This is a genomic window from Anaerosinus sp., assembly GCF_965318445.1.
On sequence record NZ_CBDNNH010000002.1, the window covers coordinates 303,504 to 321,636 of the forward strand.

Here is an 18,133-nt window from a genome sequence, read left to right on the forward strand (position 1 = left end):
TATTGGCATATTTTTTATGTTTTTAATTGTGCCAATAGATGTTGCTATGGCTGCGCCTTTAATTCCTAATATTAATATTGGTGTTGAGTCGGCTAATAATCCACAGGAGGTAGCAACTAGCCTACAGGTTTTAGCTTTATTAACTATCCTATCTATCGCACCCTCTATTTTAATTATGACAACCTCTTTTATTCGAATCGTTGTAGTTTTATCTTTTTTGCGTAATGCATTAAGCACGCAAAATATGCCACCTAATCAGGTTGTAATTGCTTTATCAATGTTTTTAACCTTTTTTATTATGTCACCATATATTGATGCAGCAAATCAGAGTGGTTTGCAACCTTATCTAGCGGGAACCATTACACAAGAGCAAGCTTTGACGGAAGTGGTAAAACCGATGCGGGAATTTATGTTTAAGCAGACGAGAGAATCTGATTTGGCTTTGTTTGTGAATTTGTCACAATCACCACGACCAGAATCACAAGATGATGTGTCTACTTTTACATTAATACCTGCATTTGTTATTAGTGAATTAAAGACAGCTTTCCAGATTGGTTTCATGATTTATATTCCATTCATTGTTATTGATATGATTGTGGCAAGTACACTTATGTCAATGGGGATGATGATGTTACCGCCAGTTATGATTTCGTTGCCATTTAAAATATTGTTGTTTGTTATGGTAGATGGATGGCATTTGTTGATTAAATCGCTAATTGTTAGTTTTAAATAGGAGCTGGGTGAACAATGTCAAATGATTTAGTAATTCAACTGGGGCAAGAAGCTCTAATGATGGTTATGATTATATCAGCACCAATGCTTGGCTTAGGATTAATGGTTGGTATTATGGTAAGTATTTTTCAAGCTACAACGCAGATTCAAGAACAAACATTAGCCTTTATTCCCAAAATTATTGCAGTTTTCGTATCAATTCTGATTTTTGGACCTTGGATGCTTCGGATGATGATTTCGTATATACAAAACTTATTTATTAATTTACCAGGATTTATCGGCTGATAGGTAGGAGAGCTTTTTGGATATTTTTGAAATAATACAAAATCAGATGGGAATATTTTTATTGGTTTTAACGCGAATCAGTGGGATTTTTATTATGTCTCCTTTTTTAGGGAGCCGAAATATCCCAATGGTAATTCGTGTTGGTTGTGCTTTGGCAATATCCTTAGTTCTTTTCCCTGTACTTTCGCAAGAATCACAGTCTATTGTACTACCACAAAATTTGATTATTTATACATTGGTTATATTTTCAGAATTATTTGTAGGATGGATCATTGGATTTGTTGCATCGTTAGCTTTTTCAGCCATTCATATGGCGGGGCAGCTTTTAGATATGCAAATTGGTTTTGGGGTAGTTAACGTGTTAGATCCAACATCAGGGCAGCAAGTTCCGATTGTTGGTAGTTTTAAATATAATTTAGCAACTATTGTATTTTTAGTTTCCAATAGTCATCACATGTTACTGAGTTCGCTATTTGATAGTTTTCATTTAATTCCTGTAATGGGGGCTCATATTAAGCCAGAAATAGTAACTTTAATTGTTGACATGATATGGGCAGTCTTTGTAATAGCAATTAAGATTAGTATACCTATTCTAGTAGCTATTATTTTAACTGATGTAGGATTAGGAATTTTAGCGAGAACGATGCCGCAAATGAATATTTTCGTTGTAGGTATACCGGCTAAGATTTTTGTCGGTCTTTTTGTATTATCTTTTGCTTTACCGTTTTATATCATATTTTTGGATGTGCTGTTTAATGAGATGTTTGGAAACATATATGTTGTTTTACGATTTATCAGTTAGGCCCTCGAAGAAAAATTTGTTAGATCAAAAGGACTTTATTTTTGATTTACAGCTTTTTAATGGGGAAAAGACAGAAGATCCTACTTCTAAACGCAAATCAGATGCAAGAAAAAAAGGTCAGGTCGGTAAGAGTCAGGAAATTAATTCAGCAGTTATTATTTTAGTTGCATTTGTAGCTTTAAAGATTCTAGGTACTTTTATTTTTGAGCAAATATCTCAATACATGGTCTTTAATTTTTCTAATATGCAAGATGCATTAACGATAGAAAAAGTAATGAGTATTTTTTTAGGAATGGTCGTTCTTTTAGCAAAGACAGCATTGCCAATTATGATGACGATTTTAGTTTTTGCTGTAGCGGCGAATTTGTATCAAGTTGGACTTAATTTTACTACAGAACCAATTATGCCAAAATTAGAAAAATTAGATCCTATTAGTGGCGCAAAAAGAATGTTTTCTTTACGTTCTTTGGTGGAGTTAGTAAAATCCGTTTTGAAAATTTTTATTGTTGGTTATTTTTTATGGGGATTTTTAGAAGAAGAAATAGGTCATCTGCCTAAGCTAATTTATGCTAGTTTGAATGAATCTATGGTGGTTGTTGCATCCTTGATTTTTGCTTTAGTATTAAAAATAGGTCTTGTACTTGTTATTTTGGCTATTTTAGACTTTTTGTATCAAAAATGGCAACATAAAAAAAGCTTAAAAATGAGTAAGCAAGAAGTCAAAGATGAATTTAAGCAACAAGAAGGAGACCCGAAGATTAAAGGGAAAATCAAGCAAAAGCAGCGAGCGATTGCGATGCAGAGAATGATGCAAGAAGTACCTAAAGCAGATGTTATTATTACCAATCCGACCCATTTTGCTGTTGCATTAAAATATGAACAAGGAATGATGGCTCCAGTCATCGTTGCAAAAGGGCAGGATTTAATTGCAAAACGCATAAAAGATATTGCCCGTGAGGCAAAAGTTGTTATTGTCGAAAATAAGCCTCTTGCCAGAGCATTATATGCAACTACAGAGGTAGGGGATGTAGTGCCGGAAGAGTTATATAAATCAGTTGCTGAAGTATTGGCTTATGTTTATAGATTAAAGAAAAAATTGTCATAAGATAATTTTATGGGGAGCGAAAAAATTTGGCTAGTCAAACATCGCTATCTACGATAGGGTTTTTAAAAAAATATAGTGACATTATTATTGCTCTAGCTATTATTACGATAGTTATTATGATGATTATTCCGCTTCCAACTATTTTGTTGGATTTATTATTATGCTTGAATATAACCATGGCCTTGGTTATTGTTATGGTAGCTGTATATAATGTCGAACCATTAGATTTCTCAGTATTTCCTTCACTATTGTTAATTACAACATTGTTCCGATTAGCACTAAATGTTTCTTCAACTCGGTTAATTTTGTTGGAGGGATATGCTGGAGAGGTTATTTTATCCTTCGGTAATTTCGTTGTTGGTGGTAATGCTGTTATTGGATTTATTATCTTTGTTATTTTAATTATCATTCAATTTATTGTTATTACTAAAGGTTCCGAACGTGTTGCTGAAGTTGCGGCTCGTTTTACGTTAGATGCTATGCCAGGCAAGCAAATGAGTATTGATGCGGATTTGAACACGGGGGCAATTTCTGATGCGGAAGCAAGCCGCAGGCGGGAAAAAATTCAAAAAGAAGCAGATTTTTATGGAGCAATGGATGGTGCGAGTAAGTTTGTTAAGGGAGATGCTATTGCTGCAATTATCATTATTATTATCAATATTATTGGTGGATTTATCATCGGAATGGTACAGCGTAATCTTGATGTTGTTCATGCATTACAAACATACACATTGTTAACGGTAGGCGAAGGTTTGGTAAATCAAATTCCTGCACTTCTTATTTCTACAGCTACAGGTATCGTTGTAACAAGAGCTGCTTCTGATTCCGACTTAGGGCATGATATTAGTAATCAGTTATTTAGTAATTCAAGAGTATTTTTTATTGTATCAGGAGTATTAATGCTTTTGGCAATTGTTCCAGGTTTACCGGGACTTCCATTTATGACATTATCTATTGCATTAGGTTTGATTGGCTATAATCTACATAAAGCTGTAAAAACGACGACGGAAAAAACGCAAGTGCAGCAAGAAGAAAAGGAAAAAGAAGAAATCAGAAAACCAGAGAATATTATATCTTTACTGCAAGTGGATCCAATGGAACTGGAAATTGGTTATAGCTTGATTCCGTTGGTTGATACTGGTCAAGGTGGAGATTTATTAGAGCGGATTGTCATGATTAGGCGACAATGTGCGCTGGAAATGGGCCTGGTTGTACCGACAATTCGTATCCGTGACAACATTCAAATTAAACCCAATGCCTATATTGTAAAATTAAAAGGAATTGAAATTGCAAGGGGTGAACTCTTGCTAGATCATTACTTAGCTATGAATTCTGGAACGGTTTTTGAAGAAATGTCGGGAATTGACACAGTTGAACCTGCCTTTGGATTACCAGCAATCTGGATTCCTGAATCTGATAGAGAACAAGCTGAGTTAAACGGATACACTGTAGTCGATGCTGTTTCGGTTTTAGCTACACATATTACAGAAGTAATAAAAGCACATGCTTCTGAAATTTTAGGTAGACAAGAAACACAGAATTTGGTTGATAGTATTAAAGATAATAATGCGAGCGTAGTAGAAGAATTAGTGCCAAATCTACTATCTATTGGTGAGATTCAAAAAGTTTTAGCAAATTTATTGCGTGAGCGTATATCCATTCGTGACATGGTTACAATTTTAGAAGTTTTAGCAGATTATGCTAGATTGACGAAAGATCCAGAAATTTTAACGGAATATGTAAGGCATGCTCTTTCTAGACAAATTAGTAGCCAAAATGTCCAGAATAATATTTTACCTTGTGTTACAGTCAATCCGGAAACTGAGAATATTATTTCATCTGCAGTACAGCGGACTGAGCATGGGTCTTATGTATCGTTAGAACCTGAGCAAATGAAAAGATTATTAGATAGTTTAAATATTGAATTGCCAAAATTGACGAATTTAGGATATCAACCAATTGTACTTACGAGTCCAGCAGTGAGGTTATATTTTCGAAAATTAATTGAGCGATCAATACCCGGATTAATCGTTTTATCACATGCAGAAATAGAACAAAGTGTTGAGATACAAGTTCTAGGGGTGGTGAAGATATAGATGCGAATAAAAGCTTTTACAGCGATGACTGTTCAAGATGCGATGAGCCAAGTAAAAAATGAATTAGGTGCGGAGGCTGTAATTTTACATACTCGAAAAGTAAAAAAAGGTGGATTTTTAGGTTTTTTTGCGAAAGAAGTTGTAGAAATTATGGCGGCAATTGAAGATGTTCAAGAAGTAGCAAAATCTAAAATAGCTGGAAATGAAAGTAGAGAACCAATTAAAAAGAAAAAAATTGTTCTTCAAAATGAAAAAACAGATAATAACATTCATATTCCAAATCAAACTTCAATTAATGCTTATAAAGCGCAAGAGTCTTTAAAAAATATAAAACTAGATGAAAAAACATTGGAAAAAAGCGAGGAAAATACAAAATCACAGCAGGTGATAGATGATAATTTGCAGAATAATTTCAATAAAGAATCTTTATTCGACATTTTGGTCGAAAATGATGTAAACCCTAAAGTGGCTACATCTATTGTAAACGCGATTCAAAAATATGATGCAGAAGGAAAAGATTACTTACCTCTATTAGCAGATTATTTTTCAAAAAAGTTTGAGCCAACGATTCAAATTAAAGAGGGAACTGAGAAGACAAAAATTGTTGCGTTAATTGGGGCAACTGGAGTTGGAAAAACAACGACGATTGCGAAAATTGCAGCGAGTTTCGTCTTAGAAAAGGGATGTAGTGTAGCCTTAATTACCGCTGATACATATAGAATTTCAGCGGTAGAGCAATTGAAGACATACTCCGATATTATTGGGGTACCTCTAGAAATTGTATATTCGGCCTTAGAACTTCAGACGGCAATAACAAAACATATGGATAAGCAACTTGTTTTAATTGATACAGCAGGAAGAAGTCAGTATAATAGCGAACAGTTAGATGAGTTGAGAAGTCTTTTAACAGCATCAGAAGATATCGAAAAACATCTCGTACTTAGTTCAACCACAAAATACAAAGATGCTGTGGATATTATAAAACAATTTTCTCAATGCTCTCCGGACCGAGTTTTATTCACAAAAGTAGATGAGACTAGTGGAATTGGTACTGTTATTAGTGTTTTGCATGAATTTCCAATGCACTTATCTTATTTAACAACAGGTCAGAGTGTTCCTGATGATATTATTATTGCTGATCCCCATAAACTAGCAGAATTAGTATTGAAAGAATAGGTATAGGCAATGGATCAAGCATATATGTTAAGAAAGCTAGTACAAAACAAGCAAAGTTTAAATTTAGGTGTTGAAAAAGAACCTGCTCATAAGTCTAGAGTTATTGCTGTCAGCAGTGGTAAAGGGGGAGTAGGCAAGACGAATTTGTCTGTGAATTTAGCAATTGCTTTATCGCAGATGGGATATCGTGTTCTCATCATTGATGCTGATTTGGGTATGGCAAATGTAAATATTGTTTTAGGTGCTAGTGCTAAGTATAATTTATTAAATCTCATTAGAGATAATGTTAATGTTGAAGATATTCTTGCTGAGGGACCTTGCGGAGTAAAGTTTTTGTCTGGGGGATCTGGAATTGAAGAGCTTGCGAATTTAACAGCTTTTGATTTAGAACGAATCATATCTAAATTGAATTTATGTGAAAATTTAGCGGATATTATTTTAATTGATACTGGTGCTGGATTGAGTAAAAGTGTATTAAATTTTTTAATGGCTGCTGATGATGTTATTTTGGTTACAACTCCTGAACCTACAGCGATGACAGATGTTTACGCGATAATGAAAGCCTACAGCAATCAGCCAGATTGCTCAGAGGTAAAACTAGTTGTGAATCGAGTAACAGAGCCAAATGAGGGAATAGATGTTCAGGCAAAACTAGAAAAAACTGCATTGAGATTCTTGAATTTGAATGTTACTACATTAGGTGAAATAAAGGAAGATAGAAATTTGGTTCGCGCTGTAAAAGCGCAAAAGCCAGTTGTTTTGTCATATCCTAATTCTGATGTAGCCAAGTGTATCAAAAAGATTGCCTCTGTATTGATAAGCGACGATACAGATCAAGTAAGAACCAAAGGACTGGGGGGCTTTCTTAAAAAAGTTTTTTCGTTTTTAAGATAGTTTATGCTTGAAACAGGAGGGATAGCGTGGCAAAGATAGAGAAGGTGGAGACCAGTAAAGCTTTAAAAATTGGTCAACGTATAGAAGTTACACTTTTACAAGATGAAAATCAGAATAGATATAGCAGTAGAATTGAAGATATTGAGGATAACAAATTAATTTTAGCTTTACCAATGGAACAAGGATATCCAATTATTCCTATGCGGGGTAGCGTATTTGAAGCAAAATTTGTAACAGAGGCATCCGCTTTTCGTTTTTCGGCGGTATTTATGGAAAAACGGATGGGAGCAGTTCCTGTATGGATTACTTCATTACCAAGGTTTGTAGAAAAATTTCAACAACGTGAATTTGTTCGTGTAGAAACTAGTGTCCCATTGAAAGTTCAACTGCTAAATAAAGAAGATAATACATTACTTTCACCTATTACTACATATGTTCGCGATATTAGTGGCGGCGGGATGAGAATTATTTTAGATAAAAGTTTGAAAAAAGGTGAAAAGCTTTATATAGAAATTGAGTTACCAGAGGTTGGATTATTAACAACCTATTGCGAGGTGGTAAGATCGTTCCAACCAATTAAAGATGAAAAAATTTTTTGGATTGGCACGCGCTTTATTGACTTACCGAATATTACACGAAGTAAGTTAATTCGCTTTATTTTTAAGCGGCAGAGGGAGATTATACAAAAGGCATTTATTTCTGGCAGGGGGTGATAGGTTATGATTAAGATTTTTATTGCAGATGATTCAGCCCTAATGAGAACTCTATTATCGGACTTGTTTTCGAAAGAGGCAGATTTTCAGGTTATAGGAACTGCTAGCAATGGAAGAGAAGCAGTTGAGAAAATTAAAGTTCTTAAGCCAGACTTAGTAACTATGGATATCAACATGCCAATAATGGATGGTATTGATGCACTCGAAATTATTATGAAGGAATGTCCAACATCTGTGATAATGATTAGTAGTTTAACAAAGGCTGGAGCTGATGCTACAATAAAAGCATTATCTTTAGGAGCTGTTGATTTTATACAAAAAGTTTCTGGTACGATTTGCCGAGTAGATATGATAAAACGTGAAATTTTAGATAAATGTAGAGCTGCTGTCAAAGTTAATTTGAAAAAAACAACTTTTATTGAAAGCTTTCCAAAGCTTGAGTATCCTAAAAAAAGCTTTACTTCTTTTAATAGCTTTCAAAAAGACTTTAAGGTGGCATCTAAAAAAATGGATGAAAAAATCATTGCTATTGGGACGTCAACGGGTGGTCCTAGGGCTTTGCAACAGGTGATAACGAAGTTGCCAGAAGATTTACCTTGTGGTGTGGTAGTTGTACAACATATGCCACCTGGTTTCACAAAATCATTAGCGGAACGTTTAAATTCACTTTCAAAAGTTACTGTGAAAGAGGCAGAACACAATGATGTTATTAGTCCTGGGAAAATTTTTATAGCCCCAGGGAATTATCATATGACCGTCGAGAGTCAAGGCGATAAAAGAGTTATACATTTAAATCAAGATCCACCACTAGCAAGTCATAGACCTGCAGTTGATATTTTATTTTCATCTCTTGCGAAATTCAGAGATAGAGTAGTTGCGGCTATTCTTACTGGAATGGGAAGTGATGGGGCAAAAGGAATGAAGTGTATTAAAGAACATGGTGGATTTGCAATAGCAGAAGATGAATCTACTGCAGTAGTATATGGCATGCCAAAAGCAGTTGTTGAGCTTGGATTAGCTGATAGAGTTATACCGATTGATGCAATTGCTGATGAATTAGTTCAAATCGTTAAAAAATAGCAGATATAAAATAATTGGGGGAATTAATATGGACACCAACCAGTATATGGGAATGTTTTTAGAAGAATCACGTGAACATTTACAAACACTGAATAGCTGTCTACTTGAGTTAGAGCATAGTCCAGAAGATCCAGATGTATTAAATGAGATTTTTCGGAGTGCGCACACAATAAAAGGTATGTCAGCTACAATGGGATTTACCGAAATTGCTGAGCTGACACATGAAATGGAAAATGTTCTTGATTTACTACGTAAAAACCAATTAAAGGCAAATGAGGATATTGTTGATACGATTTTTAAGTGTGTGGATACTTTAGAACAAATGGTGGAAAATATTTCTAGTGAGTCTGCTAACAATATTGATGTAACAGAATTAGTAGCAAAACTCGTTGCTATAGCAAAAGGTGAATCAATTCCTACTGCTCCTCCCCAAGAAGAGACAAAAGAAAAAGAACCTGTAGTATCTGAGGTTGTAGTGGAGCTAAATGATACTGAGACAACAATTATAAAGAAGGCAATGGAATCAGGATTGCAAGTTTTTGATATAAAAGTATCATTAAGTCCAAATTGTTTATTGAAATCTGCAAGAGTTTATATGGTGATGAATGCATTAGATGAAATTGGTGATGTTTTGAAATCAATTCCATCTTCAGAAGATTTAGAACAGGAAAATTTTGAATCAAGTTTTGAACTTATTGTTGCAACAGCAACGGAACAAACAAGAGTACAACAACTTCTATCGTCAATTTCTGAAATTACAGAAGTTATAGTTGAATCTTTAGAGCTACCTAAAGCGGAAGCAGTGGTTACTGAGGATAATAAAAAAATGCAGGAAGCTTCATCAGCAAAAAGAAGTCAGGAAAAAACAAAGGCACCGATAGCGCCATCGTCGAGTGGCAGTATTGAGAAGAAATTAAAGAGTGGGCAATCGGTAAGAGTTGACATCGAAAAGCTTGATTCTTTATTAAATCTTGTTGGTGAGCTAGTCATCAATAAAACTCGCTTGGAGCAAATTGGGATAACACATAGATTAACTGAATTAGTTGAAACGATTGAACAAATGGATAGAGTAACGACTGATTTGCAATCTGTAGTGATGAAAGTTAGAATGGTTCCAGTGGGGCAAGTATTTAATCGCTTCCCGCGGATGGTTCGAGATTTATCACGTGAATTAAACAAGGAAATTAATTTGACCATTGAGGGTGAAGAGACTGAACTTGATAGAACAGTTATTGATGAAATTGGTGATCCTTTAGTTCATTTAATTCGAAATTCTCTTGATCATGGAATTGAACATCCGGATGAGCGTCTTGCGAAAGGTAAAGAACCGACTGGTGAGGTTCGATTGATTGCGCGTCATGAAGGGAATAACGTTATTATCATGGTTGAAGATGATGGTAAGGGTATTAATCCGGAAATAATTAAATCTAAAGCGGTAGAAAAAGACTTAATTACACAAGAAGATGCCGATAAAATGGATGATAACGAAGCAGTACGATTAGTGTTTTTAGCAGGATTTTCTACAGCTGATGTCATCACTGATGTATCTGGACGCGGCGTAGGTATGGATGTTGTAAAAAATAAAATTGAATCGCTTGGTGGATTAATTGATGTTGAAACAAAGTTGGACGAAGGAAGTAAATTTAAAATTCGCCTACCTTTAACATTAGCGATTATCCAGGCTTTACTAGTAAAGGTACAGGAAGAAATTTATGCTATTCCTTTGGGCTCTATTGATAGTACAATTAATATAACGACTGATAATATCAAAACAATTCAAAATAGAGAAGTTATTTTACTTCGTGGACAGATTATTCCAATTATAAGATTAAATGATGTCTTACAGGTACCAAAAGTAGAGGAAAATAACGATAAGGATTTATTTGTTGTTGTTGTACATATGGGGGATCAAAAAGCGGGGATTATTGTTGACAATTTAATTGGGCAACAAGAAATTGTAATTAAAACGTTGGGAAAATTGTTAGCTGGAATAAAAGTAATTGCTGGTGCGACGATTCTAGGAAATGGTCAAGTTGCATTAATTTTAGATGTTGGCACTTTAATGCAGTAAGTGAGGAGTGAGGATCATGTCAGAAAAAACGTATTCTAATGATGAAGTTCAATTAGTTGCTTTTAAATTGGGGAAAGAAGAATATGGGGTTAGTATTTTGCATGTGCAAGAGATTAAACGTTTGACGGATATAACACGTGTTCCATATACTCCTGGCTTTATTAAAGGCGTTATGAATTTACGTGGTAGTGTGTTGCCAGTGATTGATTTAAAAAAACGTTTAGGTCTTTTTGAAGAACCATATTCTGAAGATACTCGTATTATCATTGTAAAAGTAGATGATATATCAATTGGAATGATTGTTGATGCGGTAACTGAAGTATTGTCTATTGCGCCAGAACATATTGAGGAACCAGAAGCAGTTGTGGATGGCAATGGTAATAATTTTATTAGTGGAGTTGGAAATCTGGATAATCGTTTAGTTATTATGTTAAATCTTAATGAAATTATTGGTTTGACGGGAGAGACTAAGTAGATTTGTTAAATGAATGAGGTGGCAATTTTGTCAGATGAAATGTTAAAGCTATCGCCAATGCAATTAGATGCCCTAAGAGAAATTGGAAATGTCGGAGCAGGTAATTCTGCGACAGCTTTATCACAAATTATTAATCGTAAAATTGATATGTCGGTTCCAGACGTTGCTATTATGCCACTAGATGAAGTTCCTGATGTAGTTGGTGGACCTGATGTAATGGTTGTAGGGGTATTTTTAAGAGTATATGGACTGGCTCCAGGCAGTGTTTTGTTTTTATTGCCTAAAGAAAGTGCTTTTTATCTTATTGATATGTTAATGGGGAAAGAGCGTGGGCAAACACAAAGCCTAGATTTTATGGATGAATCGGCTTTGATGGAGATTGGTAATATTTTAGCAGGAGCGTATTTAAATGCATTATCTTATTTTACAAAATTAACTCTTTTACCGTCTATTCCAGCGTTGGCAATGGATATGGCAGGAGCTATATTGAGTGTAGTTTTAGTTCAATTAGGACAGATGGGAGATCATGCATTGGTAATTGAGACTGAATTTTTATCAGAGGATGATGGCATCAAAGGTCACTTTTTCCTAATTCCTGATCCAGGATCACTAGATACGATTTTAGCCGCGGTAGGAGTGAAATAGTATGTCTGATTTAATTAGGGTTGGGATGGCTGATTATAAAGTTGGTCGTTCACCATCATCTTTGATTAGTTATGGTCTTGGCTCATGCATAGGTATAGCTATTTATGATTCTGCTACTAGGGTAGGTGGATTGTCTCATATTATGTTACCTGATAGTAAGCAAGCAAGGTCTAATGAAAATCCTGCTAAGTTTGCTGATACTGCGCTTCCGCTTATGGTGCAAGAAATGATTGGATTAGGAGCTGTGAAGTCTCGTATGACAGCTAAAATAGCTGGTGGAGCTCAAATGTTCAAATTTGCGAATGCTACAGATATTATGCGAGTTGGTGAGCGGAATGCAGAGGCTGTGAAGCAAGTCTTAAAAGAACTTGGAATAAAAATTATCGCTGAAGATACCGGTGGAAATTATGGTCGTACGGTAGAATTAAGGTTGGATACTGGCGTGTATCGTATAAAAACAATTGATAAAGGCGAAAAAGAGCTATAGAAAGGGGCGTTTTGTATTGAAGGTAAAGTTAGCTATAGCTCTAGCTGTAATAGCAGCTATTATTACAATTATTATGGGCTTTGTGAATCATGCCAGGATGATAGTAATATTATATCGGACTGTTATTTCAATTGCTCTTTTTGGAACATGTGGTTACATAATGGGACTTATTTATGAAAAAAATTTATTGCCATATTGTAAGAAATTACTTAAAGAAGAAGTTGGGTCTAAGCTTGACATTCAGAGTTCGCCTGATGAAGACTCTATGATAGAATCTGGGGGCGAAGTTGACTCGGAAAAAAACAAAGAGGTTAAGAATGACGAATTTGCACCATTTACTACAAATAATTTGAGGCGTGTAAAATCACCGGAGGAATAATTGGTAAGTGGAGGTAATTTGTGATGTCAAATAATCAAGAATATGATATTCAAAAGTTATGGATAGCTTACCAAGAAAAAAAAAGTCCTATCATTCGTGAGCATATCGTAAACCATTATTTATCTTTAGTTAATTTAATTGCTGGTCGAATTGCGATTAGTTTACCTGCTTATGTGGATCGTGATGATTTAATTAGTTGTGGATTTTTCGGATTGCTAGATGCCATTGAGCGTTACGATCCAGTACGCGGTAATAAATTTGAAACATATGCCGGAGTAAGGATTAGGGGGGCTATTTTAGATTCTTTAAGAGCTAAGGATTGGTTGCCAGTTTCTCTTAGACAAAAAATTCGTAAATATGAAAAAACAGTTGAAGCACTCGAGGGTAAGCTAGGTAGAGCTGCGACGGATAAAGAGATTGCAGATGCATTAAAGATATCTATACAAGATCTGAATTCTTTACTTAATCAGCTCAATATAGCAACGATTATCCCTTTGGAAACTTATGTAAAAAATGAGACTGCACAAGATAGTATTGATGGTCCAGCGAAACAATTTGAAATTAAAGAAGTACAGGAAAATTTAGCAAAAGCAATTGATAAATTACCGGAGAAAGAGAAACTTGTAATTTCTTTGTATTATTATGAAGAATTAACTTTGAAAGAAATCAGTCTTATTTTAAATTTATCGGAGGCTAGAATTTCACAATTACATACGAAAGCTGTCTTTCGATTAAGAGGATATTTAGCTAGAAATAAAATGAGTTTTATAGAATAAGATAAACGGAGTTTTATAGTAACGAATTTTGTAGACTTTGCATCGATAGATGATGATAAATAAAATGGATTTTAATAAACACAATGATTTTATAGTTTGTGAGAAAATACCGCTTTTAAATAAAGTTAAAATTTAAAGCGGATTATTTTTTAAAGTCATTTGTGATTATCTATTGGTGCAAAATTTAATTCGTTATATAGTTTCGGAGGAGGTATTTTCATGGATGGAGAAAAGTATTCACAGACCGAAATTGATAGTAATAATAAAAAAGGATATAATTTGGATTTTTCTGAAAATGGAGTTTTTCTGCAAGTATTTCCAAGGGATAATGATGAAGTTTTATTTGAATTAAATGATATAACAAATAATCTGGAGGAACGAGGAATAAAAGAATATCCTATAGATATCATTGCAAAGGCGATGCGAGAAAGTACAGGTGAGTTAATAAAGATAGTTGAAGAAAAGAAAACTATTGAATCATCTGATAATTTAGCAGAAAAAGATGTTCCAGCGATAAAAAAAGAACCTAAGATAACAATTAGTGTAAGTAGAGATCGTATGGAAGCAGTATTGAAAATTGAGCGAGAAGCAAATGATCAAGAACCAACGATAGAAATGATTCAAGCTAAATTAGCAGAAAAAAATATTGTTTATGGAATTGATGAATCTGCGATTAAAGAAGCTATAGGCATAGATAGTTGCGAACTTCTTATAGCTAAAGGGCAGCGTCCTGTAAATGGTGAAAATGCACAAATTATAAAACCGAAAAATATGGAAAACAAAGGGAAACCGGTTGAGTTAGAGGATGGCAAAGTAGATTTTAAAAATTTGAATCTTTTTGTTATTGTGCATGAAGGAGATTTGCTAGCAGAACGGATTCCGCATACAATGGGGACTCCAGGAACGGATGTTCATGGGCAAACAGTTGCAGCAAAGCCAGGGAAAACAGCGATGCTGCCTGTAGGAAAGAATACGAAAATTGTAGATGAACATAAATTAATTTCTTTAATTGATGGACAACTCACATTAAATGGAAATAAATTCTCTGTATTACCTACAATTGAAATAAAAGGGGATGTAGATTTATCTACTGGAAATATTGATTTCATTGGAAGTATTATTGTTCGAGGTAGCGTACAGGCTGGTTTTTCAATTAAAGCTACAGGTGATGTTGAGATTTATGGCACGATAAGCGGTGGTACGGTAGAAGGAAAAAATATCATCATAAAAGCTGGAATTCAAGGCATGCAAAGAGGGTATATTAAAGCAGCGGAAGATATAAAATCAAGCTTTGCTGAAAATGCAAATTTAATTGCAGGACGTGATATTTTTATTACTGAGGCAATTTTACACTCAAATGTAAGTGCAGGAAAGCGGGTAGTAGTACAAGGAAGACGAGGAATTATTGCCGGGGGAGTCACAGTTGCAGGTGAAGAAATTCTTGTAAAATGTGCAGGTAATCAGATGGATACGGCTACACGACTTGAGGTGGGGATTAATCCAATGCTAAAGGAAGAATATAAAAAAGTAAAACAGGATTTATCAAAATCTGAAAATGCGTTGGATCAAGCTCAGAAATCTTTAAATTTACTAAAAGCAATTAACCCAGCAGTTTTGTCCCCTGCAAAAAAAGAATTACTGCTAAAACTCACGAAATCACAATTTCCTCTTGCTGGTGAAGTGAAAAAATTAAAGGATAGATTAATTGAAATTGAAGATTCTTTTGAAGAACTAAAAGCGGGAAAAGTCAAAGTTTCAGAAAAAGTTTATCCTGGAGTAAAAATTATTGTTGGATCAGTAATAAGGAATATTAATACATTAATGCAACATTGCCGTTTTTATGAAGAAGATAATGAAATAAAAATAGGTCCTTTCTAAGTTATATGCTTATAAGAAAATAAAGGACGGTGTTGGGTATGAATATAAGTCCAATGGATATGCAGGTTGTTATACCTAAAGCAACTGAAGTAGGAAAAGGGCAGCAGCAACGGGAGCAGCAAACTGTATTTCAGCAAGATTTTGGAGCCGAAAAATATCAACAGAATGCACATCAACGTTTGAAGCAAGTTCAAAAAGCCGAAGAATCTGAAAGTAAAAAAATTAATGATAATCAATCTAAAGAGGAAAAACGCAGAGGTCAGCAAAATTTTGGAGAAAAGAATAAAAAGAAAGAAAACGATGAAGAAGTAGTAATGGCAGTAGATACTTTTAGGGGTCATAATATCGATATTAAAATGTGAAATGTGGCTTTATAATTTAATTCATTACTTGGAGTGGAAGTTATGATTAGTGGAGTTATTCTTTTTTTGTTGATTGTATGTGGTGGAATTTTTCTGTTTTTTAAACATGCGAAAATCACAAAAAAAATTGATGCAGTGGCAGATTCTACAGATTATTTTCAATTACAATTAGAAGAGTCTGCTGAACAGATTATTTCAAAGTTGAGAAATCATGTGGAGCATTTGGAATATTTAATTCAAGAGGCCGATGAAAAGATTTTTGCGTTAGATCAACGACTGAAAAGATTTGATACTTTAAATAGAATTCAAACGGATGTTGAAAAAAATGTAATTGCTGAAGAAGCAATTGAGAATTCATCTGCACTCGAAGAAAAAGTAGAGATGAATATAAGTGAGATAAATCAACAAGTTTATGATCTTATAAGTCAAGGGATAGATACTAATGAAATTGCGAAAAGAACTGGGATTGGAAAAGGTGCGGTTTTATTGATTAGTCAAATGCATAAGAAAAAATAATTTGGGGAAAATTTAGAGTGAAGCTATAAAAATATCTTGTGATTTATAGAAATCTATGATAAAATACAAAACGGTGTAAAAAAACGCACGCATTTTGATTTTGTACTGTGCCTGCTTAAGCAGGTGAAAACAAAAGATGAAAAATGCGGAGGAAAAATAACAGGAGGTGCACCAAATGGCAGTTATTTCAATGAAACAATTATTAGAAGCTGGTGTTCATTTTGGACATCAAACAAGAAGATGGAATCCTAAAATGGCTACATACATCTTCACAGAACGTAATGGAATTTACATTATTGACTTACAAAAAACAGTAAAAAAAGTTGATGAAGCTTATAATTTCTTACGCGATGTTGCAGCCCAAGGTGAAACAATTCTTTTTGTTGGTACAAAAAAACAAGCGCAAGAAGCTGTAAAAGACGAAGCAATTAAATCTGATATGTATTATGTTAATGAAAGATGGTTAGGCGGAATGTTAACAAACTTCCAAACTATCCAAAAACGTATTAATCGTTTAAAACAGTTGGAAACCATGGAAGAAAATGGCACTTTTGAAGTATTAACTAAAAAAGAAGTTCTTTCTCTTCGTCATGAAATGGAAAGATTACAAAAATTCTTAGGCGGAATTAAAAACATGGATAAACTTCCAGGAGCTTTATTCGTGATTGATCCTCGCAAAGAAAGAATTGCTGTTGCGGAAGCAAAAAAACTAGGTATTCCTATTGTTGGTATTGTTGATACAAATTGTGATCCAGATGAAATTGACTATGTAATTCCTGGTAATGATGATGCGATTCGTGCGGTTAAACTTCTTACAGCTAGAATGGCAGATGCTATTATCGAAGGTCGTCAAGGGGAGCAACTTGAAGAAGCTGCAGACGCTGAATAATAGATAAAAAAATAAATGTAAATTAGGGATAGGGGAAAACTTTCCCTTATCCCTAATTTTATAAATAGGAGGATTTTTATGGCAACTATAACTGCTGCAATGGTTAAAGAATTACGTGAGATGACTGGTGCTGGAATGATGGACTGTAAAAAGGCACTGAATGAAACGGAAGGTAACATCGAGAAAGCGGTTGATTTTTTACGTGAAAAAGGTCTAGCGGCTGCTGCAAAAAAAGCCGGTCGTGTTGCTGCTGAAGGTGTAGTTGAAGCTTACATACACGGTGGCGGAAGAATTGGTGTTATGGTTGAAGTTAACTGTGAGACAGACTTTGTCGCAAAAACAGATGATTTCAAAGCACTAGCTCGTGATATTGCAATGCAAATTGCTGCTACAAATCCTCTATTTGTTCGTCGTGAAGAGGTTGATGAAGCGGTACTAGAACATGAACGTGAAGTATTACGTGCTCAAGCATTAAATGAAGGCAAACCAGAAAAAATCGTTGAAAAGATGATTGTTGGTCGTATTGAAAAATATTACAAAGAAATTTGTTTAATGGAACAAACTTTTATTAAAAATCCAGATCAAACAATTGCTGATTTAATCAATAGTTCTATTGCAAAAATTGGTGAAAATATTTCCATTAGAAGATTTGCTAGATACCAGCTTGGTGAAGGTATTGAGAAAAAAGAAAATGATTTTGCTGCGGAAGTAATGGCTGCTGTAAAATAATAAAAAAAGAGAACACCGATGTGTTCTCTTTTTTAAAAGTCCA

At 34.4% G+C, this 18,133-nt stretch carries 20 protein-coding genes; all 20 read left to right on the forward strand.

Features of this window, described 5'->3' with window-relative positions; genetic code table 11:
• The first annotated feature begins 16 nt into the window (after positions 1-16).
• Positions 17-733 carry a flagellar type III secretion system pore protein FliP gene (gene fliP, locus ACWZFG_RS01805; protein WP_147668251.1) on the forward strand — a complete coding sequence of 239 codons (717 nt, stop codon included), beginning with the start codon at positions 17-19 and terminating at the stop codon, positions 731-733.
• Between the two features lie 14 nt (positions 734-747).
• The gene (gene fliQ / locus ACWZFG_RS01810; RefSeq protein WP_147668040.1) at positions 748-1,017 is read left to right on the forward strand and encodes a flagellar biosynthesis protein FliQ; all 270 of its coding nucleotides are present in this window, start codon (positions 748-750) and stop codon (positions 1,015-1,017) included.
• A 16-nt stretch (positions 1,018-1,033) separates the two neighbouring features.
• Positions 1,034-1,819 carry a flagellar biosynthetic protein FliR gene (gene fliR / locus ACWZFG_RS01815; RefSeq protein ID WP_177505381.1) on the forward strand — a complete coding sequence of 262 codons (786 nt, stop codon included), beginning with the start codon at positions 1,034-1,036 and terminating at the stop codon, positions 1,817-1,819.
• Positions 1,773-2,924 carry a flagellar biosynthesis protein FlhB gene (gene flhB, locus ACWZFG_RS01820; RefSeq protein ID WP_418627507.1) on the forward strand — a complete coding sequence of 384 codons (1,152 nt, stop codon included), beginning with the start codon at positions 1,773-1,775 and terminating at the stop codon, positions 2,922-2,924. The genes fliR and flhB overlap by 47 nt, the downstream gene beginning before the upstream one ends.
• A gap of 26 nt (positions 2,925-2,950) precedes the next feature.
• Positions 2,951-5,020 carry a flagellar biosynthesis protein FlhA gene (gene flhA, locus ACWZFG_RS01825; RefSeq protein WP_147668046.1) on the forward strand — a complete coding sequence of 690 codons (2,070 nt, stop codon included), beginning with the start codon at positions 2,951-2,953 and terminating at the stop codon, positions 5,018-5,020.
• Positions 5,021-6,196, forward strand: a complete 1,176-nt coding sequence (flhF, locus tag ACWZFG_RS01830) for a flagellar biosynthesis protein FlhF (protein WP_177505384.1) — start codon at positions 5,021-5,023, stop codon at positions 6,194-6,196.
• 24 nt (positions 6,197-6,220) lie between these two features.
• Positions 6,221-7,090: a MinD/ParA family protein gene (locus ACWZFG_RS01835; protein ID WP_455576948.1), complete on the forward strand. Its 870-nt coding sequence runs from the start codon at positions 6,221-6,223 to the stop codon at positions 7,088-7,090.
• Between the two features lie 26 nt (positions 7,091-7,116).
• The gene (locus tag ACWZFG_RS01840; protein ID WP_147668052.1) at positions 7,117-7,803 is read left to right on the forward strand and encodes a flagellar brake protein; all 687 of its coding nucleotides are present in this window, start codon (positions 7,117-7,119) and stop codon (positions 7,801-7,803) included.
• Between the two features lie 6 nt (positions 7,804-7,809).
• Complete coding sequence (locus ACWZFG_RS01845; RefSeq protein WP_177505386.1) at positions 7,810-8,883, forward strand: protein-glutamate methylesterase/protein-glutamine glutaminase; 1,074 nt, start codon at positions 7,810-7,812, stop codon at positions 8,881-8,883.
• Between the two features lie 28 nt (positions 8,884-8,911).
• Entirely contained in the window at positions 8,912-10,954 is a 2,043-nt protein-coding gene (locus ACWZFG_RS01850) for a chemotaxis protein CheW (protein WP_177505387.1), read from the forward strand.
• Positions 10,955-10,970: 16 nt separating this feature from the next.
• A complete protein-coding gene (locus ACWZFG_RS01855) occupies positions 10,971-11,429 on the forward strand; it encodes a chemotaxis protein CheW (RefSeq protein ID WP_177505388.1) in 459 nt (152 codons plus the stop codon).
• Between the two features lie 9 nt (positions 11,430-11,438).
• Positions 11,439-12,074: a chemotaxis protein CheC gene (locus ACWZFG_RS01860; RefSeq protein WP_418627508.1), complete on the forward strand. Its 636-nt coding sequence runs from the start codon at positions 11,439-11,441 to the stop codon at positions 12,072-12,074.
• A 1-nt stretch (position 12,075) separates the two neighbouring features.
• Complete coding sequence (locus tag ACWZFG_RS01865) at positions 12,076-12,561, forward strand: chemotaxis protein CheD (protein WP_177505389.1); 486 nt, start codon at positions 12,076-12,078, stop codon at positions 12,559-12,561.
• A gap of 16 nt (positions 12,562-12,577) precedes the next feature.
• On the forward strand, positions 12,578-12,940 hold the full coding sequence (locus tag ACWZFG_RS01870) for a hypothetical protein (protein WP_177505390.1): 363 nt from the start codon (positions 12,578-12,580) through the stop codon (positions 12,938-12,940).
• Positions 12,941-12,963: 23 nt separating this feature from the next.
• Positions 12,964-13,716, forward strand: coding sequence for a FliA/WhiG family RNA polymerase sigma factor (locus ACWZFG_RS01875; protein WP_177505391.1), 753 nt, complete (start codon positions 12,964-12,966; stop codon positions 13,714-13,716).
• Between the two features lie 219 nt (positions 13,717-13,935).
• Positions 13,936-15,594 carry a DUF342 domain-containing protein gene (locus tag ACWZFG_RS01880; protein WP_177505392.1) on the forward strand — a complete coding sequence of 553 codons (1,659 nt, stop codon included), beginning with the start codon at positions 13,936-13,938 and terminating at the stop codon, positions 15,592-15,594.
• A gap of 38 nt (positions 15,595-15,632) precedes the next feature.
• A complete protein-coding gene (locus tag ACWZFG_RS01885; protein WP_177505393.1) occupies positions 15,633-15,956 on the forward strand; it encodes a hypothetical protein in 324 nt (107 codons plus the stop codon).
• A 42-nt stretch (positions 15,957-15,998) separates the two neighbouring features.
• On the forward strand, positions 15,999-16,472 hold the full coding sequence (locus tag ACWZFG_RS01890; protein ID WP_177505394.1) for a DUF6115 domain-containing protein: 474 nt from the start codon (positions 15,999-16,001) through the stop codon (positions 16,470-16,472).
• A 175-nt stretch (positions 16,473-16,647) separates the two neighbouring features.
• Positions 16,648-17,361 (forward strand): 30S ribosomal protein S2, encoded by a 714-nt coding sequence (gene rpsB, locus ACWZFG_RS01895; protein ID WP_177505395.1) that lies wholly within the window; start codon positions 16,648-16,650, stop codon positions 17,359-17,361.
• A 78-nt stretch (positions 17,362-17,439) separates the two neighbouring features.
• Positions 17,440-18,090: a translation elongation factor Ts gene (gene tsf / locus ACWZFG_RS01900; protein ID WP_147668076.1), complete on the forward strand. Its 651-nt coding sequence runs from the start codon at positions 17,440-17,442 to the stop codon at positions 18,088-18,090.
• Positions 18,091-18,133: the final 43 nt, after the last annotated feature.